23 protein-coding genes are annotated in these 24,181 nt (G+C 71.3%); 12 read left to right on the plus strand and 11 right to left on the minus strand.

Annotation, left to right across the window (positions count from 1 at the left end):
• The first annotated feature begins 70 nt into the window (after positions 1–70).
• Both lnt and MWM08_RS03920 read left to right on the plus strand, forming a co-directional pair.
• Positions 71–1,633 (plus strand): apolipoprotein N-acyltransferase, encoded by a 1,563-nt coding sequence (gene lnt / locus MWM08_RS03915; protein ID WP_244458167.1) that lies wholly within the window; start codon positions 71–73, stop codon positions 1,631–1,633.
• 139 nt (positions 1,634–1,772) lie between these two features.
• Positions 1,773–2,228 (plus strand): helix-turn-helix domain-containing protein, encoded by a 456-nt coding sequence (locus tag MWM08_RS03920; protein WP_244458168.1) that lies wholly within the window; start codon positions 1,773–1,775, stop codon positions 2,226–2,228.
• A 14-nt stretch (positions 2,229–2,242) separates the two neighbouring features.
• On the opposite strand, the gene MWM08_RS03925 is transcribed toward MWM08_RS03920, so the two are convergent.
• From MWM08_RS03925 to secA, 3 genes are read right to left on the minus strand one after another with little or no spacing between them, the layout of a single operon-like run.
• Positions 2,243–2,740, minus strand: coding sequence for a hypothetical protein (locus tag MWM08_RS03925; protein ID WP_244458169.1), 498 nt, complete (start codon positions 2,738–2,740; stop codon positions 2,243–2,245).
• 17 nt (positions 2,741–2,757) lie between these two features.
• Positions 2,758–3,270 carry a mismatch-specific DNA-glycosylase gene (locus MWM08_RS03930; protein WP_244458170.1) on the minus strand — a complete coding sequence of 171 codons (513 nt, stop codon included), beginning with the start codon at positions 3,268–3,270 and terminating at the stop codon, positions 2,758–2,760.
• 40 nt (positions 3,271–3,310) lie between these two features.
• The gene (gene secA, locus MWM08_RS03935) at positions 3,311–6,055 is read right to left on the minus strand and encodes a preprotein translocase subunit SecA (RefSeq protein ID WP_244458171.1); all 2,745 of its coding nucleotides are present in this window, start codon (positions 6,053–6,055) and stop codon (positions 3,311–3,313) included.
• Positions 6,056–6,289: 234 nt separating this feature from the next.
• On the opposite strand from secA, the gene MWM08_RS03940 reads away from it, so the two are divergent.
• Positions 6,290–7,231, plus strand: a complete 942-nt coding sequence (locus MWM08_RS03940) for a peptidylprolyl isomerase (protein WP_244458172.1) — start codon at positions 6,290–6,292, stop codon at positions 7,229–7,231.
• Between the two features lie 114 nt (positions 7,232–7,345).
• Positions 7,346–8,584: a bifunctional glutamate N-acetyltransferase/amino-acid acetyltransferase ArgJ gene (gene argJ / locus MWM08_RS03945; protein WP_244458173.1), complete on the plus strand. Its 1,239-nt coding sequence runs from the start codon at positions 7,346–7,348 to the stop codon at positions 8,582–8,584.
• Between the two features lie 47 nt (positions 8,585–8,631).
• On the opposite strand, the gene MWM08_RS03950 is transcribed toward argJ, so the two are convergent.
• Both MWM08_RS03950 and MWM08_RS03955 read right to left on the minus strand, forming a co-directional pair.
• The gene (locus MWM08_RS03950) at positions 8,632–9,027 is read right to left on the minus strand and encodes a RidA family protein (RefSeq protein WP_244458174.1); all 396 of its coding nucleotides are present in this window, start codon (positions 9,025–9,027) and stop codon (positions 8,632–8,634) included.
• Positions 9,028–9,084: 57 nt separating this feature from the next.
• Positions 9,085–10,095 (minus strand): Bug family tripartite tricarboxylate transporter substrate binding protein, encoded by a 1,011-nt coding sequence (locus MWM08_RS03955; RefSeq protein ID WP_244458175.1) that lies wholly within the window; start codon positions 10,093–10,095, stop codon positions 9,085–9,087.
• 218 nt (positions 10,096–10,313) lie between these two features.
• On the opposite strand from MWM08_RS03955, the gene MWM08_RS03960 reads away from it, so the two are divergent.
• The 3 genes from MWM08_RS03960 to MWM08_RS03970 all read left to right on the plus strand — a co-directional run bounded on the left by MWM08_RS03960 (position 10,314) and on the right by MWM08_RS03970 (position 13,573).
• Positions 10,314–11,486, plus strand: a complete 1,173-nt coding sequence (locus tag MWM08_RS03960; protein WP_244458176.1) for a glycosyltransferase family 2 protein — start codon at positions 10,314–10,316, stop codon at positions 11,484–11,486.
• A 130-nt stretch (positions 11,487–11,616) separates the two neighbouring features.
• Entirely contained in the window at positions 11,617–12,540 is a 924-nt protein-coding gene (locus MWM08_RS03965; protein WP_244458177.1) for a class I SAM-dependent methyltransferase, read from the plus strand.
• A 34-nt stretch (positions 12,541–12,574) separates the two neighbouring features.
• On the plus strand, positions 12,575–13,573 hold the full coding sequence (locus tag MWM08_RS03970) for a bifunctional GNAT family N-acetyltransferase/(deoxy)nucleoside triphosphate pyrophosphohydrolase (RefSeq protein WP_244458178.1): 999 nt from the start codon (positions 12,575–12,577) through the stop codon (positions 13,571–13,573).
• Between the two features lie 144 nt (positions 13,574–13,717).
• On the opposite strand, the gene MWM08_RS03975 is transcribed toward MWM08_RS03970, so the two are convergent.
• The gene (locus MWM08_RS03975) at positions 13,718–14,284 is read right to left on the minus strand and encodes a DUF2889 domain-containing protein (RefSeq protein ID WP_244458179.1); all 567 of its coding nucleotides are present in this window, start codon (positions 14,282–14,284) and stop codon (positions 13,718–13,720) included.
• A gap of 89 nt (positions 14,285–14,373) precedes the next feature.
• The gene (aroB, locus tag MWM08_RS03980; protein ID WP_244458180.1) at positions 14,374–16,080 is read right to left on the minus strand and encodes a 3-dehydroquinate synthase; all 1,707 of its coding nucleotides are present in this window, start codon (positions 16,078–16,080) and stop codon (positions 14,374–14,376) included.
• Between the two features lie 54 nt (positions 16,081–16,134).
• On the opposite strand from aroB, the gene MWM08_RS03985 reads away from it, so the two are divergent.
• Positions 16,135–16,284: a hypothetical protein gene (locus tag MWM08_RS03985; protein ID WP_244458181.1), complete on the plus strand. Its 150-nt coding sequence runs from the start codon at positions 16,135–16,137 to the stop codon at positions 16,282–16,284.
• Between the two features lie 29 nt (positions 16,285–16,313).
• Positions 16,314–17,177, plus strand: coding sequence for a tyrosine recombinase (locus MWM08_RS03990; RefSeq protein WP_244460056.1), 864 nt, complete (start codon positions 16,314–16,316; stop codon positions 17,175–17,177).
• Positions 17,178–17,199: 22 nt separating this feature from the next.
• Here MWM08_RS03990 and MWM08_RS03995 read toward each other — a convergent pair whose 3' ends face one another.
• Positions 17,200–17,808: a hypothetical protein gene (locus MWM08_RS03995; RefSeq protein WP_244458182.1), complete on the minus strand. Its 609-nt coding sequence runs from the start codon at positions 17,806–17,808 to the stop codon at positions 17,200–17,202.
• Between the two features lie 129 nt (positions 17,809–17,937).
• On the opposite strand from MWM08_RS03995, the gene MWM08_RS04000 reads away from it, so the two are divergent.
• Positions 17,938–18,894, plus strand: coding sequence for an acetyl-CoA carboxylase carboxyltransferase subunit alpha (locus MWM08_RS04000; protein ID WP_244458183.1), 957 nt, complete (start codon positions 17,938–17,940; stop codon positions 18,892–18,894).
• Between the two features lie 274 nt (positions 18,895–19,168).
• The gene (locus MWM08_RS04005) at positions 19,169–20,632 is read left to right on the plus strand and encodes an MFS transporter (protein ID WP_244458184.1); all 1,464 of its coding nucleotides are present in this window, start codon (positions 19,169–19,171) and stop codon (positions 20,630–20,632) included.
• A gap of 67 nt (positions 20,633–20,699) precedes the next feature.
• Here MWM08_RS04005 and MWM08_RS04010 read toward each other — a convergent pair whose 3' ends face one another.
• From MWM08_RS04010 to MWM08_RS04020, 3 genes are all read right to left on the minus strand, one after another.
• A complete protein-coding gene (locus MWM08_RS04010; protein ID WP_244458185.1) occupies positions 20,700–21,347 on the minus strand; it encodes an imm11 family protein in 648 nt (215 codons plus the stop codon).
• Positions 21,348–21,383: 36 nt separating this feature from the next.
• A complete protein-coding gene (locus MWM08_RS04015; RefSeq protein WP_244458186.1) occupies positions 21,384–22,241 on the minus strand; it encodes a prephenate dehydratase in 858 nt (285 codons plus the stop codon).
• A gap of 190 nt (positions 22,242–22,431) precedes the next feature.
• Positions 22,432–23,175 carry a 3-deoxy-manno-octulosonate cytidylyltransferase gene (locus tag MWM08_RS04020; RefSeq protein ID WP_244458187.1) on the minus strand — a complete coding sequence of 248 codons (744 nt, stop codon included), beginning with the start codon at positions 23,173–23,175 and terminating at the stop codon, positions 22,432–22,434.
• Positions 23,176–23,311: 136 nt separating this feature from the next.
• Between MWM08_RS04020 and MWM08_RS04025 the strand changes: the two genes are divergently transcribed.
• On the plus strand, positions 23,312–23,848 hold the full coding sequence (locus MWM08_RS04025) for a c-type cytochrome (RefSeq protein WP_244458188.1): 537 nt from the start codon (positions 23,312–23,314) through the stop codon (positions 23,846–23,848).
• The last annotated feature ends 333 nt before the right edge of the window (positions 23,849–24,181 follow it).

The raw sequence follows: 24,181 nt of genomic DNA on the forward strand, positions 1-24,181 counted from the left end.
GAGGGCAGAGCCCTCCCGGTTCACCCCACGCCTTCGCGGCCCCGCCCCGCCCCTGCTAGGACGCTGCCGCATGTGGGATCGTTTCCTGGGTCACCTCGCCGCACGCCGGGGGTGGCGGATGTGGGTCACGGCGGTGGGGTTGGGGGCCTTGGCGGCGCTTGCCTTGCCGCCGGTGCATCTGGTGCCGGTGTTGTTGGTGGCGGTGCCGGGGTTGTTGGTGATGGCCGGGGCCGGCGGGTGGCGGCTCGCCTTCTGGGTGGGGTTTGCCTGGGGGTGGGGGTTCTTTGCCGCCGGGCTGTACTGGATCACGCATGCGATCCTGACCGAGGTGGATCGCTTCTGGTGGCTGGTGCCCATTGCGGTGCCGGCGCTGGCGCTGCCGCTGGCGGTGTTCGTGGCGGCGCCCACTGCGCTCGCGGTGCGGGTGCGGGCGGGATGGCCGCGCGTGCTGGTCTTCGCGGGTGGCTTTGTCCTGTTCGAGCTGCTGCGGGGGTGGGTCTTCACGGGTTTCCCGTGGAACCTTCTGGGCACGGTCTGGGCCTTCGGCGCATTGCCGGTGCAAGGGGCGGCCTGGGTCGGCGTGCATGGACTGTCGCTGGCGACGGTGCTGGTGGCGGCGACGCCGTTGCTGGGCTGGCGCGCGATGGCGGGCGGCGCGGCGGTGGTGGCCGGCTTCGCCCTGTTCGGGGTGTTGCGCCTGTGGCCGGCTGAACCTGCGCCTCAACCCGTCGGCATCCTGATCGTTCAGGGCAATGTGGCGCAGGAGGTGAAATGGCGCGAGGAAAGCCGAATCCCCATCCTGCGCCGCTACATCGAGGGTACGCGGGAGGCGGCGCTGGCCGCGCTGCGCGACCTGCCCGAGGACCACGGCCTGGTCGTCATCTGGCCTGAGACCGCGGTGCCCTTCCTGCTGGCCGACGACCCGGAGGTACGCCAGTTGGTGGCGGGCGCCCTGCCGCAGCGCGCCATGCTGCTGACCGGCACGGTGCGGGCGGAGCGCGGCTCCGACGGCCGGGCGCGGCGCGTGTTCAATTCCCTTGTGGCGATCGACCCCGCGGGCGCGGTGCGCGGCGTGGCGGACAAGGTCCACCTGGTGCCTTTCGGCGAGTACATGCCGCTGTCGGGGCTGCTGCCGATCCGGCTCGTGCAGGGGGGCATGGACTTCACGCCCGGCGAATCGCTGCGGACGGTGCGCGCGGGCTGGGTGCCGCCCTTCGGGGGGCTGATCTGCTACGAGGTGATTTTTCCCGCGCAGGTTGTGCCAGCGGAACGTCCGGCCTGGCTGGTCAACGTCACGAACGACGCGTGGTTCGGCATTTCGGCCGGTCCCTGGCAGCACCTGGCGGCGGCGCGGCTGCGCGCGGTCGAGGAAGGGCTGCCGCTGGCGCGGGCGGCGCAGACGGGTGTCTCGGCAGTCTTTGATGCACGCGGGCGGGAGGTTGCGCGGACGGAACTGGGCGAAACCGGCGTGTTGCAGGCGCTTTTGCCCGCGGCGCGTGAAGCGACGCCCTTCGCGCGGCTCGGTCTTGTGACGCCGATCACTTTTGCGTTCGGTGTTCTCGCCCTTGGGTGGTGGCTGGGACGGCGGACGCCGCGCGCGGGGCGAGGTGCGGAGCGGCTAACGGCATTGTGATGTCTCAATTTCCGAGAATAAGAAAAAGAGTTGACGAAAGATGAAGCCCCGCCTATTCCTGCGACACTGAATGGGCGTTAATGCCTGACTTACCTGTTGGCGAAGGGCGCGTATACAGATGCGGGGTGCGGAGGTCCGGATGGCGAGTGACGAGACCGTGGAGCGCGTCGAGCGCGAGCATCGGGCCAGCCCGATCGACGTGCATGTCGGGACGCGCGTTCGCCTGCGCCGAACCCTCCTGGGCATGAGCCAGGAGAAACTGGGCGAGGCGCTCGGGCTGACCTTCCAGCAGATCCAGAAATATGAACGCGGCGTGAATCGCATCGGCGCCAGCCGTCTGTTTGACCTGGCGCGCGTGCTGGATGTGCCGATCGGCTTCTTTTTCGACGACATGGCGCCGGAACTGGGGGGCAATGCCGCCAACCGTTCCCGCGGCGCCGCCTTCGGCTTCGCCGAGGGCCAGGACGGCTTCGAGGACGACACGCTGCACCGGCGCGAGACGCTGGAACTGGTGCGCGCCTACTACCGCATCACCGACCCGTCGGTGCGCAAGCGCGTTTTCGACCTCATCAAGACGCTTTCGCCGACCGAGTGACACGGCCGCGCGGGTCAGACCCCGCGCGCGCACTGTAGCAGCACCACCGGCTGCCCTGGCGTGATCTGGAGATCGATCTCGTCGGGCCGCGTCCAGCCCAGCGTCACCGTCCCGCTCACCGGATCTCGCCCGCGTTCCTGCGGTGGCCCGAACTCTCTCTCGAGCCGGGCGCGCAGCGCCTCGGCCTGGGTCGCCTCGCCGCGCGCGGAGACGCAGACCAGCCCGCCATTGCGCGCATCGAAGGCGAAGGCGACCGTCAGTCGCAGCGTACCGGCACGAAATTCGCCTGCGGCACGGTATTCCATGCGCGCGCCAGGCACCGGTCGTCGTTCCGCTGGTGGCAGCGTGCGGACGGTGCCGGCATTGCGCACGGCGGCGGCAACCTGGCGCTCGGTCATGCCCCAGCGCGTGAATTCCCAATGCGCATGGGCGGCGGACGGCGCGGCCGCCGCGACCACAAGGACCGCCGCAACGATCCAGCGCGGTCGCGCCAGGCCGGCTGTGCGTCGCATGCCCGTCGCACGACGCATCATGTCTCTCCCTCGTGGAACCATCGGCCGAGCGCCATCCAGTGCGCCGCATCCCAGGAGCCGCCGGCAGCCCCCGAGGTCGACGGCAATACCCAGGCGGGCGGCAGCTCCGGCGCTGACGCCTGCGGCCCAAAGGCGATCCCGCGCGACGGTCGACCGAGCGCCGCTGCCGCCGCCGCCTTTCCATTGAACGCGATCATCGCGGGCTTCGCCACGCGCAGGCGCCGCCTGAGGTCCGTCGCGTCGAGCGCGCCGCGCGGCAGGTCCGCATCGTTGCCCGAGACATGCTTGGCGATATCGGTCAGGCCGATGCCCCACCTGTCGAGCACGGCGAATTCCTCGGGTGCCAGGCGCCGTGGTGTCAGGCCCGCCGCGGCCAGGATCGGCCAGAAGCGGTTGCCTCGCCCGGCGTAGTAGGCCCCGCGCGCGGCCGAAGCCGCCCCCGCGGCGGTGCCGCAGAACACCAGGCGCAGCCCGGGTCGCAGCAGGTCCGGGAGGATCGCCGCCGGCATCGTCAGGCGCGTTCGCGGCCGGGCAACGGGCGGCGCGGGGTCACGCCCGCCCGTGGCAGACCTTGTACTTCTTGCCCGACCCGCAGGGGCAGGGCGCGTTGCGCGGGGTGCGGTGCCAGGTGGCGGGGTCGTTCGGGTCCACCCCCTCCGCGATCGGGCGCGGCGCGGCGGTCCCGATCGCCATCGGCACCGCCTCGTAGGTGGTGCCGCCGCTATTCGCCATTTCGAGCTCCGCGGCCGCCATGGCCGGGTCCGGGTGGCGCATGTCCAGGAAGCCGATTCCCTCCGGTGAAGGCGGCGGCGCATCCGGGCGCAGTTCGATCCGCAGCAGCAGCGACGTCACGCGCTCGCGCAGGTCCGACAGCATGCCGTTGAACAGCGCGAAGGCCTCGGACTTGTATTCGTTCAGCGGGTCGCGCTGGCCATAGGCGCGCAGCCCGATGCCCTGGCGCAGGTGATCCAACGCCAGCAGGTGTTCCTTCCACACCTGGTCGAACACCTGCAGCAGCAGCGACTTCTCGACCTGGCGCATGATCTCGGGGCCGACATTGGCGGCGCGCGCGGCGTAGGCGCGATCGGCGGCTTCCTCGAGGCGGTCACGCACCGCGTCGTCGTCGATGCCTTCCTCCTTCGCCCAGTCGGCGACCGGGACATCGAGGTTCAGCACGTCCTGCACCTGGCGCTGCAGCGTCTCGAGGTCCCACTGTTCCGGATAGGCGTTCTCGGGGATGCAGCGGGCGACCAGGTCGCCGATGGTCTCGCGGCGCATCTCCTGCACCGTCTCCGACACCTCGTCGGCCATCATGAAGGCGCGGCGCTGTGAATACACTTCCTTGCGCTGGTCGTTCATGACGTCGTCGTATTTGAGAAGGTTCTTGCGCATGTCGAAGTTGCGCGCCTCGACCTTCTTCTGCGCCTTCTCGAGCGCCTTGTTGATCCAGGGATGGACGATCGCCTCGCCGTCCTTGAGGCCGAGCTTCTGCAGCATCCCTCCCATGCGGTCGGAGCCGAAGATGCGCATCAGGTCGTCTTCCAGCGACAGGAAGAAGCGCGACGCGCCGGGATCGCCCTGCCGGCCCGAGCGGCCGCGCAGCTGGTTGTCGATGCGCCGCGATTCATGGCGTTCCGTGCCGATCACGAACAGCCCGCCGGCGGCCTTAACCGCCGGGCGCACCGCCTCGACCTCGGCCTTGTGCTTGATGACCGCGGCCTCGTAGGCCTCGCCCTCATTCGTGCCGGCCTCGTGGCGCGCCAGCATCTCGTAGTTGCCGCCCAGCTGGATGTCGGTGCCGCGGCCGGCCATGTTGGTCGCGATGGTCACGGCGCCCGGGCGGCCGGCCTGCGCGACGATGCCGGCCTCCTGCTCGTGGTAGCGGGCGTTCAGCACCTGGTGCGGGACGTTCTTCTTCTTCAGCAGCGAGGAGATGAGTTCGGACTTCTCGATGCTGGTGGTGCCGACCAGCACCGGCTGGCCGCGCTCGCGCGCCTCGGCGATCAGCACGGCCACCGCCTCGTACTTCTCGGCCGCCGAGCGATACACCTCGTCGTCGGAATCCTCGCGTGCCACCGGCACGTTGGTCGGGATCTCGACCACCTCGAGCTTATAGATCTCGGCGAATTCGTCCGCTTCGGTCGAGGCCGTGCCGGTCATGCCCGCGAGCTTCGGATACAGCCGGAAATAGTTCTGGAAGGTGATGGAAGCCAGCGTCTGGTTTTCAGGCTGGACGGTCACGTATTCCTTGGCTTCCAGCGCCTGGTGCAGCCCGTCCGAATAGCGCCGGCCTTCCATCATGCGGCCTGTGAATTCGTCGATGATGACGATCTTATCGTCGCGCACGACGTATTCGACATCGCGCTTGAACAGCGTGTGCGCGCGAAGGCTCTGGTTCAGGTGGTGCACGACGGAGACGTTGACGATGTCGTACAGGTCGCCTTCGGTGACCAGCCCCGCATCCTTCAGCATCTGCTCGACCCGCTCGCTGCCGGCCTCGGTCAGCGTGACGGTGCGCTGCTTCTCGTCCTTCTCGAAGGTGGTCTCGTCCTTGACGAGGTCCTTCACCACCTCGTTCACGGTGCGATAAAGATCCGACGAATCATCGGTCGGCCCGCTGATGATCAGCGGCGTGCGCGCCTCATCGACCAGGATGGAGTCGACCTCGTCCACGATGCCGTAGGCGAAATCCCGCTGGACCATGTCCTCCAGGCGGTACTTCATGTTGTCGCGCAGGTAATCGAAGCCGTATTCGTTGTTGGTGCCGTAGGTGATGTCGCAGGCGTAGGACGCGCGGCGTTCATCATCCGTCAGGCCGTGCACGATGGTGCCGACCGTCAGGCCCAGGAAGGTATAGATCTTCCCCATCCATTCCGCGTCGCGGGTGGCGAGGTAGTCGTTCACCGTGACCACATGCACGCCCTTGGCGGGCAGGGCGTTCAGATACACCGGCAGTGTCGCGACCAGGGTCTTGCCCTCGCCGGTCTTCATCTCGGCGATCTTGCCCTCGTGCAGCACCATGCCGCCGATCATCTGCACGTCGAAGTGCCGCAGGCCGAGCACGCGCCGCGCCGCTTCGCGCACGGTGGCGAAGGCCTCAGGCAGGATGTCGTCCAGGCTCTCGCCCTTCGCCAGGCGTTCGCGGAACAGCACGGTCTGGTTGGCCAGCGCTTCGTCCGACAGCGCCTGCATGCGGGGTTCGAGCGCGTTGATGGCGGGCACGCGCGCCTGGTAGCGCTTCAGCGCGCGGTCGTTGGACGTACCGAAAATGGCAGCGGCAAGGCGGGCGAACATCGCGGGTGTCGGTCTCCGTCGGGCGGGCGGCCCGGTCGAGCATCGCCCCACGGGAGGGGCGCGGACTCGTCTCGCGCCGCGCACGGCCGGACCGGGCGGGTCCAGGCGGGTCGCGGCGCGGCCCCGGCAGAGATAGGCGCCGCCACCCCCCGGGTCAACGCCGCCGGGCCTTCCCCGCCTTGTGGCGCCGTGACGCTTCCGCCATCTTCCGCGCTTCCCCGGACCCGAGAGCCCATGACGCTTCGCCCCCGCCTTGCCCACCCCCTTCGCGCGGGGCTCGCCCTGGCGGTCGCCCTGTCCATCGCGCCCGCCTTCGGCCAGCCCGCGCCGCAACCCGCCCCCGCGACCCCGCCGGGGGACCCGGTGGTGGCGCGCGTCGATGGCGAACCCATCCTGCTGTCCGACCTGGCCTCGGCGGTGCGTGACCTGCCGGAGGAACTGCGCGGCGCACCCACGCAGATGCTCTACCCGCTGCTGCTCGACCAGATGATCGCCGGGCGCGCGGTGACCGCCGCCGCCCGCCGCGCGCGGCTCGACCAGGATGCGGAGGTCCGCGCGCGCATCCGCCGCGCCGAGGAACAGGAACTCCAGCAGGCCTGGCTGAGCCGCGAGATCGCCGCCCGAGTCGACGATGCCGCCGTGCGCGCCCGCTACGACCGCGAGATCGCCGGCCGCCCCGCCGAGGAGGAAGTCCGCGCCCGCCACATCCTGGTGCCCACCGAATCGGAGGCCCGCGCCGCTCTGGCGGAAATTCGCGGCGGTGCGGACTTCATGGCGGTCGCGCAGCGCCGGTCCACCGGCCCGGGCGCGCGCGAAGGCGGGGACCTCGGCTTCTTCCGCCGCGCCGACATGGTGCCCGAATTCGCCGAGGCCGCCTTCCAGCTGCAGCCTGGCCAGGTCAGCGAGAACCCGGTCCGTTCGCCCTTCGGCTGGCATGTCATCAAGGTCGAGGAACGCCGCACCGCGGCCCCCCCGCCCTTCGAGGAGGTGTCGCAGGCGCTGCGCCAGCAACTCATGGAGGCTGAAGTGCAGGGTGCGGTCGAGCGCGCCCGGGCCGAGGCGCGGATCGAGCGCTTCAACCTCGATGGCACCGCGCCGCGGGCGATCGATACGGCCGAACCGCCCGCGCCGGCGGCGCCGGCGCGACCCGCCGCGCCCGCACCGCAACGGCGCTGAGCGGCTGACCATGCCTGCGCCGGCCTGCCGCGCCACCCGCTCATCCGTCCAGGACTGCCGCGGCGGCGCGCCGCAGCGGCGCTGATCAACGACCAAGACGAACGAGGAAACGCCATGGCCGGACAGGCCCTTCCCGTCTCCCCCCTCGCGCTGCCGATGCCCGAGATGCCGCCCGTGCCTGGCGTGCAGGTCGCCACCGGCATGGCCGAGATCCGCTACCGCGCGCGCGAGGACGTGATGGCCATGGCCTTCCCGGCCGGCACCACGGCGGCGGGCGTCTTCACCAAGAACCGTTGCCCCGGCGCGCCGGTCGAATGGTCGCGCGCCGCCCTCAAGGGCGGCAAGGCGCGTGGCTTGGTGGTCACGTCCGGCAATTCCAACGTCTTCACCGGCAAGGCCGGGCGCGAGACCTGCGAGCGCACCGCCGCCGAGGCCGCGCGCATCCTCGGCTGCAAGCCGAAGGAGGTGTTCCTGGCCTCGACCGGCGTGATCGGCGAACGCCTGCCCACCGAGAAGCTCGTCGGCGCCCTGCCCAAGGTGTTCGGCGCGGTGGCCGAGGCCGGCTTCGCCCACGCCGCGCGCGCCATCATGACCACCGACACCTTCCCCAAGGCCGCCACGCGCACGGCGAAGATCGGCGACACCACCGTCACCATCGCCGGCATCGCCAAGGGGTCGGGGATGATCGCGCCCGACATGGCGACGATGCTCTCTTTCCTCGCGACCGACGCGAAGATCCCGGCCGCCGCGCTGCAGGCGCTGCTCAAGAAGGGCTGCGACAAGTCGTTCAACTGCATCACGGTCGATTCCGACACCTCGACCTCCGACACCGTCATGCTGTTCGCAACCGGCGTGGCGAAGCACCCGCGCGTGCCGACCGAGGGCGGTTCCGTCCTGAAGGACTTCGCCCGCGCGCTGAACGAGGTGCTGATGGACCTCGCCCTCATGGTCGCGCGCGATGGCGAGGGCGCGCAGAAACTCATCCGCATCGACGTGACCGGCGCGGTGACAGCGCGCTCCGCCCATCGCATCGCCATGTCGATCGCCAACGCGCCGCTGGTGAAGACCGCCATCGCCGGCGAGGACGCGAACTGGGGCCGCATCGTCATGGCCGTGGGCAAGGCTGGCGAACCCGCCGATCGCGACAAGCTGTCGATCGCCGTGGGCGGCACCTGGATGGCGCGCGACGGCGGCGTGGTGGATGGCTACGACGAGACGCCAGTGGTGGCACACATGAAGGGCCGCGAGGTCGAGATCACCGTCGATATAGGGCTCGGCAAGGGCCGCGCCACCGTGTGGACCTGTGACCTGACGCATGGGTACATCGACATCAACGGGTCGTATCGCAGCTAGAATGGCCCGCTGCCCGGATCGCGGCCGCGCCGCGATCCGGTGAACCGCTACGCCACCGCGATGCAGTCGATCGACACCAGGAAGTCCGGATGCGCCAGTCGCACCGATTCCGTGGTCTGCCGCGCCGGGTAGTTGCCGTCCTTGAAGAAGGTCTTGAAGGTCGCGTCGAACTCCGCGTAGCGGCCCATGTCGGTCAGCGCGACGTTCATCTTCACCGCCTTCTCCAGCGACGTGCCGGCTTCCTCCAGGATCGCTTGCATGTTCGTCATGACCTGGCGCACCTGCGCGACCAGGTCCCCCTTGTCGATCGTGGCCGCCATGCGCTCGGCGCCGCGGAAGGGCGTCACGCCGGTGACGAAGACGAAGCCGCCCGCCTTCACCGCGTGGTTCACCCCCGAACGCATCGGCGTCACGCGCGGGGAGGTGATGATCTGCCTGTCCATGGAATATCCAGTCTTCGGTTGCGTCGCGCTACCCGGGCCGCCAGGCCCGACGCTGCGTCAGTCCTGCGGGAGGCCCAGGGCCGCGATCAGCCGGCCGAGCCGCTCGTTCTCCGACCGGATGCGGTCGGTCAGCCCGGCCGGCGTCAGCACCAGCGGTGTGGCACCCAGCGGCAATTTCTCCGCGAAGGCGGGGTCGGCCGCGGTTGCGTGGAAGGCCTCGGCGGCCCGCGCGACGATCGCCGCGGGCGTGCGCCGGGGGAAGAAGAAGCCGGCCCAGGCATTGAGCATCTGCGCGTCCGGCGCCGCTTCGCGGACGGTGGGCACGTCGGGGAATTCGGTGCTGCGCGTCGGGCCGCTATACGCCAGCGGCCGCAACCGCCCCGTCTGCATGTGCGGCACGGTGATCGAGGCCGAATCCATGGTCACCTGCACGCGGTTCGCCAGCAGGTCGGTATTCGCCGCGGCGCTGGTCCGGTAGGGCACGTGCTGCATCGTGAAGCCGAAGGCGCGGCAGATCGTCTCGATGTTCAGGTGCGGCACCGTGGCGTTGCCGGGCGAACAGTAGAAGATCGGGTTGTCCGCCGGCCGCGCCTTCGCATAGGCCACGAGCTCCGCCAGCGTGCGCACCGGCAAGGTGGCGTTCACCGCAAGGTAGGTGCTGGAAAGGTAGGCGCCGCCGACCGGCGCGAAATCGTTGACGGGATCGTAGCGCACGGCCTGCTTGTTGGCGTGCGGCGCAATGGTCAGCGCGGCGGCCGCGATCATGCCCATCACCGAGCCATCGGCGACGCTCTGGGCGATGTTGAAGGCACCGAGCGTGCCGCCGGCCGCCGGCTGGTTCTCGACGACGAAGGACTGGCCCGTGCGCACGCCATGCAGGTCGAGGAAGACCCGTGCGACCTGGTCTGTGATGTTGCCGGCACCATAGGGCACGATCATCTTGACCACGTCGCCGCGACCCTGCGCCCGGGCACCCCCCGCGACCGCGGCACCCGCGACACCGGCCAGGAGCCCGCGGCGCTGCAGCCGGGTAAACAGCGGCGTAACGTCGCCCGTAGCCCGCATCATGCCGTCGCCTGCCTTGAATGTTGCATCGCACACTCAAGGCACGCGGTCGGGCGCTGTCAATCGGGCAACATGCGCGACGACATGGCGCGGTTCCGCGATCGGCGGCGGGACGGGTCGCCGTCGTGCCACCGCGCGGTTACCCTGGCCGCGATGCCGGGCGTGGCCTGGCCGAGCAGGGGGTTGGGCATGGCGTTGGCCGGGTCGGCGGGCAAGGGCGCGTGACGCTGCTCCTGGGCACGATCGCGTTGCTGGCGACCTGTGCCTGGCTTGCCGGCGTCATCTGGTTCCTGCGCTTCTTCCGGGCGCCGGCGGTGGAAGTGCCCGGCCGGGTCACGCTGCTGCTGGCCGTGACCGGCCGCACCGATGGCCTGCCGCCCTTGTTCGCGGCACTCGCGCGCCAGACGCTGCAGCCGCGCCGCATGCTGGTGGCAGTGGAGACCGAGAGCGACCCGGCGCTGGCGCAGGTGCGCGAACTGGAACACCTGCTGCCCTTCCCGGTCGAGGTCGTCGTCGCCGGCCTCGACGACACGCGCAGCCAGAAGGCGACGAACATGATCGCCGCGCTGGCGCGCGTGGACGTGGATGACGATGCGCTGGTGCTGCTCGATGCCGATATCCTGCCGCAGGAGCATTGGCTGTCCTGGCTGGCGACGCCGGCGCTGAACGGTGCCGCGGATGTCGTGACGGGGTATCGCTGGCATGCGCTGGATGGCGCGGGGCCGGCGCGGCATGTGGTGGCCTGGCTCGATCGGTCGCTGGCCTTGGGGCCGCGGTTTCTCGCCTCGGGGCTGGTCTGGGGCGGGTCGGTCGCGATCGCGCGCGATGCGCTGGCGCGGATGGACCTGGCCACTGCGCTCGCGCGGACCTTCTCGACCGATGGTGCGATCAGCCGACGTGCGCGCGCGCTCGGGCTGCGGGTGCTGACGCGCCGCGCGGTGCTGCTGCCCACCCCGCCCGAGGGCGGGGATCGCGAGGCCATCGCCTTCAAGACACGGCAGTTGCAGATCGTGCACGTCTATGTGCCGTCGCTGTGGGTGTGGCTCGGTGTAGCGCTGCATGGCGAGGCGCTGGTCGTGCCGCTCGCTGTGCTCGGTGTCGTGGGCGATGGGCTGGCGCTGGGCTTCGTCGCGGCGGTCGGCGCGGTGGGTGTGGCGCGCGCTGTGCTGCACGACCGCGTGACGCGCGCGGTCGGCATTCGCGAAGGCGTCGCGGCGCGCGCGGCGCAGGTGGCGCTGGGCGCGCTCGCGCCGCTCACCGCGCCGGCCGTGGTCGCACTGTTCTGGACCAGCGCGCGCACGCGCGTGATCCGCTGGCGCCACATCGACTACGAGGTGCTGGGGCCCGAGGAGGTGCGCGTGCTGCGCCGCCGCGTCCCGGGTGATGCGGCATGACGCAGGCGCGGTCCGTGCGGGATGCCCGGCCCCGGCGATGGGCCTGCGGCGCGCCGGCGCGGAACGTGGCGCCGGCGGGCCCTGGGCGCGCCGAGCGCTGCGGCGAGTCTCGGCCGCCGGCTTGCCCGCCGTGACACCCGGCACCTGCCCCATCACCGGCGAGCCCGCCACGCTGGTCCAGGAGGTCTCTGCCACCCTGCTTCGCGGGCTGTGGCGCCGGACCTTCAAGGTCGATCCGACGCCACCGCCGCCCGTGCGCACTGGCATCTACCGCAGCCCCTGCGGCCTTGTGTTCTTTGCCCCGGCGCAGGAAGGCGACGGCGCCTTCTATGAAGCGCTGTACCGGCGCCTCGATGCCGGGGGGCGGGTGCGCGCGGCGGGGCGCGACCGCGCGGAATACCCGGATGCCGCGGCGCGCATCCGCGCCGGGGATGCGGTGCTGGAAGTCGGCGCGGGGGCGGGTGCCTTCGCGCGGCTGGTGCCGGGCGCGTGCTATGTGGGGCTCGACCCCAACCCCGGCGCCTATGCCGACCGCGCCACGGATGTGAGGGCCGAAAGCCTCGCCGATCACGCGGAGGCACACCCCGCCGCCTACGACGCCGCCGTCGCCTTCCAGGTCATCGAGCATGTGGCCGACCCGTTGTGCCTGGCCGCCGACATGGCGCGCTGCGTGAAGCCCGGCGGGCTGCTGATCCTGGGTGCGCCGGTCTGGCCCTCGGCCATGACGGCGATCCCGGACTTCGTGTTCAACGCGCCCCCGCATCACCTGTCCTGGTGGAGCGAATCGGCGATGCGCGCGCTGGCCGGGCGGCTTGGCCTGGTGGTCGAGGAGACGCGCCTGCTGCCGCCCGTGCAGGCGCAGCCGCTGATCCACTGGATGGGGCGCCTGGCGCCGATCAGGGCACGTCCGGAGGGGCCGTGGTTCGCGGCGCGGCGGTCCTGGTATGCGTCGCTGGCGGTCGCGGCGCTGCTCGGGCGCATCGCGGCGGCGCTGCTGCCGCTGCCCCGCAACGCTGCGCCCATGTTCGTGCTGCTGGTCGCGCGGAAGCCTTGACGCGGCGCGCGCGGGCGCCGTTTCTGGCACACCCATGCCCGATTCCGCCGTGACCTTCGCGCCGCTCGAGACCGCGCGCTTCCTGCTGCGCCCGCTGCGCGCCGGGGATGCCGCCGAACTGCACCGCCTGGTGAACGACTGGGAAGTTGCCAAGACGCTGGCGCGCGTGCCCTTCCCCTATCCGCGCGACCTGGCCGATGAATGGATCGCCTCGACCGCTGAGCGCATCGCGGCGAACGAGGCGTATCACCTCGCGATCGCGCGGCGCGAGGACGACGTGCTGGTGGGATGCTGTGGCCTGACGCGCGACCGCGAGGATCGTTCCGCCGAACTCGGCTACTGGGTCGGCCGGCGCCACTGGGGCCAGGGCATCGCGCCCGAGGCCGCCGGGCGGCTGGCGCGCTGGGCGCTGGCCAATCTCGACATCGACCGCATCACCGCGAGCGCGCTGGTGGACAATGCGCGATCGGCCACGGTGCTGGCGCGCATCGGCTTCCGCGAGACCGGCACCGGCGCGCAGGATTTCCTCTCGCGCGGGGGGGCGATGCCGGTGCGGATCTTCGAGGCCGGGCGAGCCGACCTGGCCCCCGCACCCGCCGCCGCGGTGCCGAGCCCCGAACCGGCGCCGGGCGGCAAGCCCATCCTGCTGGTCGCCGCCGTGGGCCTGATCGACCCAGACAATCGCGTGCTGCTGGCCCGCCGGCCCGAGGGCAAGCCGATGGCCGGCCTGTGGGAATTCCCCGGCGGCAAGGTGCACCCGGGCGAGACGCCGGAAGCCGCGCTGATCCGCGAACTGAAGGAAGAACTCGGTATCGACGTGACCGAGGCGTGCCTCGCACCCTTCGCCTTCGCCTCGCATGGCTACGAGCGCTTCCACCTGCTGATGCCGCTGTTCCTCTGCCGGCGCTGGCAGGGTGCGGTGACGCCGCTGGAGGGCCAGGCGCTGGCTTGGGTGCGCCCGCAGAAGCTGGCGGAGTATGCGATGCCGCCGGCGGATGTGCCGCTCGTCGCTTTGCTCCGAGATTTCTTGTAGGCCCTCAAGCGCCGGGCGCCGGCCTTCGCCGGCTTGGCTTTCGTGCCACGCACGGATGCGCGGAAAGCTGCTGACGGCCCAAGCCCGGGCGCGGTCGCGCCATGCGCTCCCGGATCGCTGCGCGATCCGACAGGTGGCGTGCGCTTATTCGGCCGTCTGCTCCGCCAGCCAAGGCCAGCGCAGCTTCACCACCGGGCTGTCCGGCTTGTAGGCCAGGCAGGTGCCGATGATGCGCGGCTTCTCCCGCACGCCGGTGGCTTCCTCGCGCGCCTGTTCCTTGGCGCGGCGCACCGGGTACAGCGTCTGGTAGGCAACCGTCGCCATCTGGGCCAGCACCTCGCGCAGATGCGTGCACCCCAGCACGCCGCCCACGCGTTCCTGCACCGCGCGATTGAAGCCCGGGCCGATCTTCAGCCCCGCCAGCGCCGCGAAATTCGGCGCAGCCTGCGGGCAGATGGCATAGGGCGTGTGGTCGGACGCCGCCTCGCAGTGATGGATCAGCAGGTCATCGTCGATCGTGAGGCGGATCCACATCCCGTGCAGCGGCGTGCCGGCCGGCAGGAAGCCGCGTTCCTCGTTGTCGAAGCCATAGGATTTGGTGTCGAGCAGATGCGCCTCGATGTCGAACAGCCCGTCGGCGCGGCGATAGCCGTGCATGTCGATCTGGCGGCGGTGCATGGGTTCGCGGGCGGCGGGGTCGGACAGCGGCATGACGGTCCTGGCGTGCGGTGCAGCATGACCGGTATCGCAGGCGCCGCGCGAAGACCAGTGTTGGCGTGGCAGGGGCGCGCGGGCGCCGGTCAGCCGGCGCCCTCGTCGCGCAGCAGTCCTTCCACCGCGGCGCGCGGGACATCCGCGCTGGTGAAGCACTCCCCGGCCCCGCGCATCAGCACGAAGCGCATCGTCCCGTCGCGGTTCTTCTTGTCCTTTGCCATGCGCCCGAGCAGCGCATCGACCGTGAAGCGCCCCGGCAGGTCGGCCAGGCGCGCCGGCAGCCCGCAGTCCGCCAGGTGCGCCACCACGCGCGAGGGCCATTCCTGGCTGCAATGCCCGAGCCGCGCCGACAGCGCGGCCGCCAGGCCGAGGCCCACCGCCACCGCCTCTCCGTGCAGGACCGATCCGTCGAAGCCGGCCTCGGCCTCGATCGCATGGCCGAAGGTGTGGCCGAGGTTGAGCAGCGCGCGCCCGCCCTCGGCGCTCTCCTCCCGTTCGTCGGCGGCCACCACATCCGCCTTGAGCCGGCAGGATTCGACCACGGCATGGGTCAGCGCGGCGGTGTCGCCCGCCACCACCGCCGCGCCATGCGCCTCGCACCAGTCCCACAACGGGCCCTGCAGCAGGCCGTGCTTGGCCACCTCGGCATAGCCGGCGCGCAATTCCCGTGGCGGGAGCGTGGCCAGCGTGTCGGTATCGGCCAGCACGATGCGCGGCTGGTGGAAGGCGCCGGCCAGGTTCTTGCCGGCCTTCAGGTTCACCCCGGTCTTGCCGCCCACGGAACTGTCCACCTGGGCCAGCAGCGTGGTCGGCACCTGCACGAACGGCACGCCCCGCATGGCGATGGCGGCCGCGAAGCCGGCCAGGTCGCCCACCACGCCGCCGCCCAGCGCCACCACGGCCGTGCGGCGGTCGAGCCCGGCCAGGAGCATGGCCTCGAGCACGTCCGACAACCGCGCAAGATCCTTCGATCCCTCGCCGGGTGGCACGGCGATCTCGGTCAGCACCGACAGGCCCGCGGCCTCGAGCCCGTCGCGCAGCGCGGGCAGGTGCAGTGGACCCACTGCCGAATCGGTGATCACCACGACCTTGCGCGAGGGCAGCAGGCCTGCGACCAACCCGCCGGCGCGCCCGAGCAGCCCCGGGCCGACCAGCACGTCGTAGCCGCGTTCGCCGAGGCCCACGGCCAGGCGCGTCGGCGGGACGGCATCGGCCAGCGCATCCTGCACGCGGCGCGTCGTCGCCTCCGGGCTTTCGTCGGTGCAGGTCACGGTCACGTCGGCCTCGGCGTACAGGGGGTGGCGCGCGGCCATCAGGCGCGTCAGCACCTCGACCGGGTCGGCATTGAGGAACATCGGGCGATGTTCGCGCCCCGCCACGCGGCGCAGCAGGGTGGGCAGGGCGCAACGCAGCCAGATGGTGGCGGCGCCGGACTGCTTGATGGCCGCGCGCGTCGCGTGGTCGGCGAAGGCGCCGCCGCCGGTCGCCAGCACCACCGGCGGGCCGGCCAGCAGCCTGGTGATGACGCGCCGTTCCCCGTCGCGGAAATGCGGTTCGCCATAGCGGGCGAAGATTTCCGTGATCGGCATGCCGGCGGCCGATTCGATCTCGGTATCGGCATCGCGGAAGGGCAGGCCGAGCCGCGCGGCCAGGCGCCGCCCGATGGCGGTCTTGCCCGCACCCGGCATGCCGACCAGCACGACCGCGCGCGCCGCCGCCGGCTGCGGGGCCGGGTCGGGGTGGGGATCGAGGCGGTCTTCGTCGGGAAGATCGAGGGCGGAGTTGCGCGACACGGGGGCGGAGGCTAGCACACAACGGCAAATCCGGTGAGGGAGCCGCCGCGCCTGATGTCCCGCAGCCCGTTCATGTTGATCCTGCTGCTGGTGCTCGGCGCCGTGGCGGTCGGGCTGTTGGCGCTGGGCGCCTTCCCCCCGGCCGTGGCGCCGCAGGCGGTCGAGCGCGCCCTGCCGAACGACCGCTTCAGCACGGGGCGGTGACCTCCCGCCACGTCGAGGCCTTCCTGGAAATGCTGGCCGCCGAGCGCGGCGCGGCACGCAACACCCTGGCTGCCTATGCCGCGGACCTGGCCGATTTCACCGCCTTCGCCGCCGCGCGCGGCACCGCGGTGCATGCGGCCGATGCCGACACGCTGCGCGCCTGGGTCGAGAGCCTGGCCGCGGCCGGATTCGCCGCGCGCACACAGGCGCGCCGCCTGTCCGCCATCCGGCAGTTCCACCGTTTCCTGGCGGCCGAGAGCATCCGCCCGGACGACCCAACCGAATTGCTGGAAAGCCCGCGCCTGCCCGCCAGCCTCCCGCGCGCGCTAAGCGAGGCCGAGGTCGAATCGCTGATCGATGCCGCGGCCGCGCTGCCAGGCCGGCGCGGCCCGGTCGCCGCCGCGGTGGTCGAACTGCTCTATTGTTCCGGCCTGCGCGCGAGCGAACTGGTCGCCCTGCCTGCCGGCGCGCTGCGGGCCGAGGAAGGCCTGGTCGCGGTACGCGGCAAGGGCGGCAAGGAGCGCCTGGTGCCGATCTCGGCCCGCGCGCGGACCCTGGCCCTGGCGGCGCGCACCGAGGCCGCCGAACGCGCCGGCCCGCGCGCGGCCCGTTGGCTGTTTCCCTCCCGCGCCGCATCGGGGCATCTGACGCGGCAGTCGCTCGGCCTGCTGCTCAAGGAGGTGGCGCTGGCGGCCGGGCTCGACCCCGCCCGGGTCAGCCCGCATGTGCTGCGGCATTCCTTCGCGACGCATCTGCTGGCGCGCGGGGCGGATCTGCGCAGCCTGCAGGTGCTGCTGGGCCATGCCGATATCGCGACGGTGCAGATCTACACGAAGGTGCTGGAGGACCGGCTGAAGGCGCTGGTGGAGCAGCACCATCCGCTGGCCCGATGAACCTCCGGTCCCGCGATGCCGCTTATTCGCCCGGCCAACGTGGCCAACGAGCAGGGTCGGCCTGCCGCGCATTGCTTCGCAACGCAAAGGCCCGATCGAGGATCCTGCGCTCCAAACCGGTTGCCGAAGCATGCGCCGTTGCCCCCGGGACCGGGGTGCCTGCCGTCATGCGGTCGATGCGCACGCGAAGCATGTCCCGCCTCAGGCGGCGCGACGGCATGACGTCGACCGTGACACGGAACAGATCATCGGCGGCTGCCCGGTCCTGGATCAGGATAATCGCCGCGGCGGATGCGTCGTCGTCAGGTGACCACCATGCGGTCTGCACCCGCTCCGGAATGGCATCGGACGAAGGCAGGCCGGTGAAGCCAAGGATCTCAAGAACCGCCTGCCAAACGAAGGCCGTCTCGTCCGGATTGACAGGCTGGCGACCGGAATTCGCCAGCCACCACGATCGAGCGGCGCTATCCGTCGGCTGCGACCCATGGGAAAAAACTGCAGATCGTGTGGGCAGCGGAAACGCAAGGACCGACAGCGCAGCGATCGTCCGCCTGGTCAGCCTGGCTCGGCAGAGCAAGCTCTGGAGCGGTGGTTCGGCGACGGTGCGGTCGGGAGGCGCTGGCAAATCCATCTCCTGCGGAGCGGCAGGTTAGCGTCGTGCTTGCACGGGCGCCGAGGAACTTGGCGGGACCGATTCGATCCGTCCACCACAACCAGGGGTCTCGCGCCCGGCCCGGAATTCCGCTAACCCCCCGCCGCCATGCGCCACTTCCTGGACTTCGAGAAGCCGATCGCCGAGCTGGAGGGCAAGATCGAGGAGCTGCGTCGGACCACCGACGCCGGCGGGATCGACGTTGCCGACGAGGTCGGCAAGCTGCGGGACAAGGCGCAGTCGCTGCTCAAGACCACCTACGCCAAGCTCACGCCCTGGCAGAAGGCACAGGTGGCGCGCCACCCCGACCGCCCGCACGCCACCGACTACATCGACGCGCTGATCGAGGACTTCACGCCGCTCGCCGGCGACCGCGCCTATGCCGACGACCTGGCCGTGGTCGGCGGCATGGGCCGCTTCCGCGGCCGCGCGGTCATGGTGCTGGGCACCGAGCGCGGCCACGACACCGACAGCCGCGTGAAGCACAATTTCGGCATGGCCCGGCCCGAGGGCTACCGCAAGGCGAAGCGCCTGATGGAACTGGCCGGCCGCTTTGGCCTGCCGATCCTGTCCTTCGTCGATACCGCCGGCGCCTTCCCGGGCATCGAGGCCGAGGCGCGCGGCCAGGCCGAGGCGATCGCCCGGTCGATCGAAGCCGGGCTCGAGGCCCCTGTCCCGTTCATCGCGACCATCATCGGGGAGGGTGGGTCGGGCGGGGCCATCGCGCTGGCCGCCGCCGACCGCATCGTGATGCTGGAGCACGCGATCTATTCGGTGATCAGCCCCGAAGGCTGCGCCTCCATCCTGTGGCGCGATTCGGCTCAGGCGGCGACGGCGGCCGAGGCGCTGAAGTTGACCGCCGACGACCTGCGCAAGCTGAACCTGGTGGATGCGGTGGTGCCCGAACCGCTGGGCGGGGCGCATCGCGACGCCATCGGCACCATTGCGGCGCTGGGCGAACGCATTTCGGAACTGCTGGAACCGCTGGTCGAGCTGGATGGCGCCACGCTGCGCGCGCGCCGACGCGAGAAATTCCTCGAAATGGGGCGAAGCGGGGTCATCTGAGCCCCGCGTGCTGCGCGGCGTGGCAAGCTCGTGGCCCGAGGCGCGCAGACAGGGATCGGAATGCCGGTGACCAGCCCGCCCGGGCGCCAGACGCAGCGCATCTTCGCCGTTCGCCGCCCGCACCGCTGCCGCGTGGGCAGGTCGGCACGGGGCATGGCGAACCCGCGCGCATGCCGGACGGGGGCGGGCAGCGGCCGCGCAGCACCGCGAAGGGGGGACCTGCGGCGGTGATGGGGCCGTGTTGCTCCCGCCGGTCCCGAGGCGTGGCGACGCCGTGAGCCAGGACGCGCATGCGCGCTTCAAGCGCGCCTTCCCCGGCATCGCGCTGACCATTTTTCTGTCGGCGGTGGACCAGACCATCGTCGCGACCGCGCTGCCGGCCATCGCCGCCGACATGGGCGGGATCGAGCGCGTTTCCTGGATCCTGGTCGCCTACCTAGTGGCGGCGACCTGTGCGGCGCCGGTCTTCGGGCAGTTGGGCGACGTTTTCGGGCGCAAGCGGCTGCTGTTCGTGGCGCTGGCGATCTTTGCGGCGGGCTGCCTGGGCTGCGCGCTGGCGCCGAACCTGGGCGCGCTGATCAGCGCGCGCATCGTGCAGGGCTTCGGCGGTGGCGCGCTGCTGACCCTGGCGCAGGCGCTGATCGGCGAGGCGGTGCCACCGCGCGAGCGCGGGCGCTACCAGGCCTGGATCGCGGGGTCGTTTGCCTTTGCCTCGGCAACGGGCCCGGTGATCGGCGGCTATGCCACGCAATACCTGGGCTGGCGGTCGGTCTTCCTGGTGCTGCTGCCGGTGGCGGTGGCTTGTGCGGTGCTCGCACGGCGCCTGGTCGCGGTGCCGCCGGCGAGGCGAGACGCGCCGCTGCGCTTCGACTGGGCGGGGCTGTTCGTCTTTGTGGTGGCGGTGGGCTGCGCGCTGGTGGCGCTGGACCGGGCGCGACGGCTCGACCCCGCGATGATGCCGGCGGCGGTGGCGCTGGCGGTGCTGGCGGTGGGGGCCACGATCGCGCTGCTGCGGATCGAGCGCGCGGCGGCCGACCCGCTGCTGCCGCTCGCGATGTTCGGGGAGGCGTCGATCTGGCGGGCCTACCTGCTGTCCGCCTGCGTGGTGGGGGCGCAGGTGGGCATGATCTCCTTCCTGCCGGTGTGGCTGCAGACGGTGCGCGGCATGGCGCCGGGACCATCGGGGCTGATGCTGGTGGCGATGTCGATCGGGGGTGCCTCGGGCGCCTTCTTCGCCGGGCGGATGGTGGCGCGGACGGGGTATGCGATGCGCTGGCCGTCGCTGTTCCTGCCGGTCGGCGTGGTGTTGTGGGCGGTGCTGGCGCTGGTGGCGGCGGAACTGCCATTGCCGGCCTTCCTGCCGCTGCTGGCGGCGGCGGCGTTCTGCTCGGGCACGTCCTATCCGGTGGTGCAGGTGGTGGCGCAGGCGGCGGCGGGGCGGGAGAGGCTGGGCGCGGCCTCGGCCGGGGTGGCGTTCTCGCGCAACATCGGGGCTGCGACGGGCACGGCGGTGGTGGCCGCGGTGGTGTTCATGGCGGTGAGTGCGACGGGCTCCGGCGCGGCGTTCCAGCGGCTGGTGGCGGAGGGGCCGGGGTATCTGGCGGCCCTCGGGCCTGAGGCGGCCGCGGCGTTGCGCGGCGAATTGGCGGAGGCGTTCCGCGGGCTGTTCGCGACGGCGGCGGTGCTGACGGCGGTGGGGGCGGTGCTGGCGTGGCGGGTGCCGCTCAGGCGGTTTTGACGGCGCTTTGGGCGCGTTGCGGCGGTCAGGAGGGTCGAGAAAGCGACGCGCGATCAGGATGCGCGATCTACGCCTCCCGCACAGGCCGCACCTCGAACCCCTTCAAGCCCGCGCGGCGGAAGCCGGCAAGCAACTCGTCCGAGACAAAGAAATACGCCCCGCTGCGATTGTGAAAGTCGCCGTGCCAGATGTGCCGACCCGCGATCGCGGAGCGCGAGACGCAAATGTCATCGGTCCGGACGCTGAAGCCGAGCAGGCCGCTCGGGTGCGGTGGCATCAAGCCCGGACCTGACGAGAGTTCCGGCAGCACCGCGTCCACCAGCTGCAGGCAATTGAACAGGAAGACGTCGTCCGGCCCGACCTCCTGCCCGTCGCGGCGCAGGATCGGCTTCTTCGAGCGGGGGCGGGTGATGCGGATCGGGAAGAACTGGTGCACGCCGGGCTCCAGCCGTTCGACCTCGGCGCGGAACGCTGCCGAGCAGCCCCAGCAGGCGCAGACCGAGAAGGTGTCGGTCAGCGCCTTGTGCGCCGAATGGAGGTAGAATTCGCTCCGCACCTCATCGGGCAGGAAGGGCATGCCGCCGTAGCTGAAGCGCATCTCCCGAAGCTCGTCGCGCTCAACGAGCACGCGGTGGGCATCCGGCACGTCGCGCGGGAGACCGAGGCAATAGGGAACCCTGCCATCCGCCACGGACCGGAAGATCAGCGCCGCCATCGTCACCGCCCCTCGGCTAGACGCTTCGAGCGCCCCTCAATCCCCCGCCGCCGCCTGCTCCAGCCTGTACGCGTGTGCCGGATACGCCCCCAGGATGCGGAATTCCTTGGTGAAGAATTCCAGCTCCTCGAAGGCGCGGCGCAGCGCCGGGCTGTCCGGGTGGCCGTCCACGTCGCACAGGAACTGCGTGGCCGAGAACCGCCCGCCCACCATGTAGGATTCCAGCTTCGTCATGTTCACGCCATTCGTCGCGAAGCCGCCCAGCGCCTTGTAGAGCGCGGCCGGCACCGACCGGACGCGGAAGACGAAGGTGGTGACGGTGTCGGGTGCCTCCAACGGCGGATACACGCGATCGCGCGACATCACGTAGAAGCGCGTCGTGTTGTGCGCCTCGTCCTCCACGTTGCGCAGCAGGATTTCCAGCCCGTAGATCTCGGCCGCGAGTTCTGACGCGACCGCCGCGTCCTCGATGTTGCCGCGTTGCGCGATCAGTTGCGCCGCGCCGGCGGTATCGGCCTCGATCACCGGCGCCAGGTTGCGGTCCTTCAGCAGCCGCAGGATCTGCCCGAGTGCGACCGGATGGCTGTGCGCGCGCTTTAGGGTCGCGAGCGTCGCGCCCTTGGGGGCGAGCAGGCAGTGCTCGACCCGCTGGAAATGCTCGCCGATCACGTACAGTCCGCTTTCCGGCAGCAGCCGGTGGATGTCCGGCACGCGGCCCGCGAGCGAATTCTCGCAGGGCAGCATGGCCAGGTCGCAGCGCCCCTCGCGCAGCGCGGCCATCGCCGCCTCGAAGGACGCGCAGGGCAGGGTGGTCCAGCCCGGATAGGCGGCGCGGCAAGCGAGGTCCGAATACGCCCCGGGCATGCCCTGGAAGGCGATGGTCTTGGCAGTCATGGAATCACCTGGACATCAAGGATTGCGGACTGAGGCCCTGCCTCGGTCCGGGAACGCAAGGGCGCGACCGCGCCCAAACTGTCAGCCGTGCCCGGTACGCCACTCCACGGCGCGCAAGCCGAGCGGGCGGAGGCCGGCGCCGGCGATTGAGGCGCGCAAAACATCGCCGCCCGCCGTCTGAAGGGCGCGCTCAATCGTGACCGCGCGACGCCAAGAGACTCCGGGCGCGTTCAAGGTCGTGCGGCGTATCGACGCCGAAGGGGCCGTGGTCCACCCGCGCCGCCGAAATCCGCATGCCCGCTTCCAGCGCGCGCAGCTGCTCGAGCTTCTCGCGCAGCTCCAGCGGGCTCGCCGGCAGGCTCACGAACCGGTCCAGCGCCGCGCGCCGATACGCATAGACGCCGATATGGTGCCAGCGCGGCCCATCCCCCCAGGGGATCGGCAGGCGGGAAAAATACAGCGCCGGCGCGACGCGCTTGTCGCCCTCGAACGCACAGGCGGCCTTCACGAAGGACGGCGTGTTCGCCTCCTCCTCATCCGCGATCGGGCAGACCAGCGTGCCGATATCCACGGACGGGTCGGCCAGCGGTTCCAGCACGGCGCGCAGCGTCTCCGGCGCGATGGTCGGGAAATCCCCCTGCAGGTTCACCACCACGTCGTAGCGGCCCTCGGGGTCCAGCACCGCCATCGCCCGCTGCACGCGGTCGGTACCCGAGGGCACGTCGTCGGCCACCAGCACCGCCTGCGCACCGGCGGCCTCGGCTGCCGCGACGATCTCCGGTTCCCCCGCGGCGACCGCCAGCGGGCCGATCCCGGCCTCCCGCGCCCGGTCCAGCACATGGGCGATCATCGGCCGCCCGGCGATCTCGGCCAGCGGCTTGCCCGGTAGCCTGGTGGCGGCCATGCGGGCGGGAATCACGACGATGGGGCGCAAGCGTGCGGCTCCGGGAATGAAGGTGTCAGGTGGTTGTCTGGCGGCAGGCCGGGCACTATGGTCCGCCGCGTTTTAGGCAAGGCGGTCCTGCGGCGCAAACGCGCGGCGGGCAAGGTGTTCAGGGGCTGCAACGGGCATGGCGAACCTCGAAGGCAACAAGATCATCGCGGCGGTGCTGACCGCGGGCGTGACATTCGGCGTGGCCGGGGTGATCGGCAGCCTGCTCGTGCACCCCAAGCGCCCGCACCATGCCGCCATCAGCATCGGTGGCGAAGCCGCCGCGCCGGCCGCCGCCGCTCCCGCCGCCCCGGCGCTGGACCCGATCACGCCGCTGCTGGCCGCCGCCAATGTGCAAAACGGACAGCAGGTCGCGCAGCGCCAATGCGCCGCCTGCCATTCCTTCAACGAGGGCGGGCGCAACGGCGTCGGGCCGAACCTGTATGGCATCGTCGGCGCCAAGCATGCCCATGCGGATGGCTTCAACTACTCGGCGGCGCTGCGCGGCATGGCCGACAAGCCCTGGACCTACGAGGAACTGAACGCCTGGATCCACAACCCGCGCGCCTATGCCGCGGGCAACCGCATGTCCTATGCGGGGCTGACCAACACGCAGCAGCGCGCGGACCTGATCGCCTACCTGCGGTCGATCTCGCCGAACGCGCCGGCGCCCTGATTCTTTTGCTCTTAGACGGCGGGCGCCGCCCGTCCGGGCCGCTGGCCTTCGCACTTCGCACGGGTGCTCCGACGGCGGCTGATGGTTTGGGCGCGGTCGCGCGGTGCGCTCCCGGATCGAGGCAGGGCCTCGATCCGCACTGATGGGGCTTCAGGTGTGTCGTACCGGAGGCACGCGGTCGGCATGACATGCCGGAGGCACGCGTTCGGCGTGATGCGCTGGCATCCGCCGGCCGGGCTCTCGCGCCACGCACCGGCGCGCTGATGTTCGGGGCGCGGTCGCGCCTCGCGCTCCCGGATCGCGTGGGCCGCGATCCTCTTCAGGGTGACGGTT

The sequence above is a fragment of the Roseomonas fluvialis genome (assembly GCF_022846615.1).
Taxonomy (GTDB): Bacteria; Pseudomonadota; Alphaproteobacteria; order Acetobacterales; family Acetobacteraceae; genus Neoroseomonas; species Neoroseomonas fluvialis.

Coding starts and splice junctions, on each gene's coding strand:
- lnt (WP_244458167.1), top strand. CDS start 71: ATGTGGGATCGTTTCCTGGGTCACCTCGCCGCACGCCGGGGGTGGCGG.
- MWM08_RS03920 (WP_244458168.1), top strand. CDS start 1,773: ATGGCGAGTGACGAGACCGTGGAGCGCGTCGAGCGCGAGCATCGGGCC.
- MWM08_RS03925 (WP_244458169.1), bottom strand. CDS start 2,740: ATGCGACGCACAGCCGGCCTGGCGCGACCGCGCTGGATCGTTGCGGCG.
- MWM08_RS03930 (WP_244458170.1), bottom strand. CDS start 3,270: ATGCCGGCGGCGATCCTCCCGGACCTGCTGCGACCCGGGCTGCGCCTG.
- secA (WP_244458171.1), bottom strand. CDS start 6,055: ATGTTCGCCCGCCTTGCCGCTGCCATTTTCGGTACGTCCAACGACCGC.
- MWM08_RS03940 (WP_244458172.1), top strand. CDS start 6,290: ATGACGCTTCGCCCCCGCCTTGCCCACCCCCTTCGCGCGGGGCTCGCC.
- argJ (WP_244458173.1), top strand. CDS start 7,346: ATGGCCGGACAGGCCCTTCCCGTCTCCCCCCTCGCGCTGCCGATGCCC.
- MWM08_RS03950 (WP_244458174.1), bottom strand. CDS start 9,027: ATGGACAGGCAGATCATCACCTCCCCGCGCGTGACGCCGATGCGTTCG.
- MWM08_RS03955 (WP_244458175.1), bottom strand. CDS start 10,095: ATGATGCGGGCTACGGGCGACGTTACGCCGCTGTTTACCCGGCTGCAG.
- MWM08_RS03970 (WP_244458178.1), top strand. CDS start 12,575: ATGCCCGATTCCGCCGTGACCTTCGCGCCGCTCGAGACCGCGCGCTTC.
- MWM08_RS03975 (WP_244458179.1), bottom strand. CDS start 14,284: ATGCCGCTGTCCGACCCCGCCGCCCGCGAACCCATGCACCGCCGCCAG.
- MWM08_RS03985 (WP_244458181.1), top strand. CDS start 16,135: ATGTCCCGCAGCCCGTTCATGTTGATCCTGCTGCTGGTGCTCGGCGCC.
- MWM08_RS03990 (WP_244460056.1), top strand. CDS start 16,314: ATGCTGGCCGCCGAGCGCGGCGCGGCACGCAACACCCTGGCTGCCTAT.
- MWM08_RS03995 (WP_244458182.1), bottom strand. CDS start 17,808: ATGGATTTGCCAGCGCCTCCCGACCGCACCGTCGCCGAACCACCGCTC.
- MWM08_RS04000 (WP_244458183.1), top strand. CDS start 17,938: ATGCGCCACTTCCTGGACTTCGAGAAGCCGATCGCCGAGCTGGAGGGC.
- MWM08_RS04010 (WP_244458185.1), bottom strand. CDS start 21,347: ATGGCGGCGCTGATCTTCCGGTCCGTGGCGGATGGCAGGGTTCCCTAT.
- MWM08_RS04015 (WP_244458186.1), bottom strand. CDS start 22,241: ATGACTGCCAAGACCATCGCCTTCCAGGGCATGCCCGGGGCGTATTCG.
- MWM08_RS04025 (WP_244458188.1), top strand. CDS start 23,312: ATGGCGAACCTCGAAGGCAACAAGATCATCGCGGCGGTGCTGACCGCG.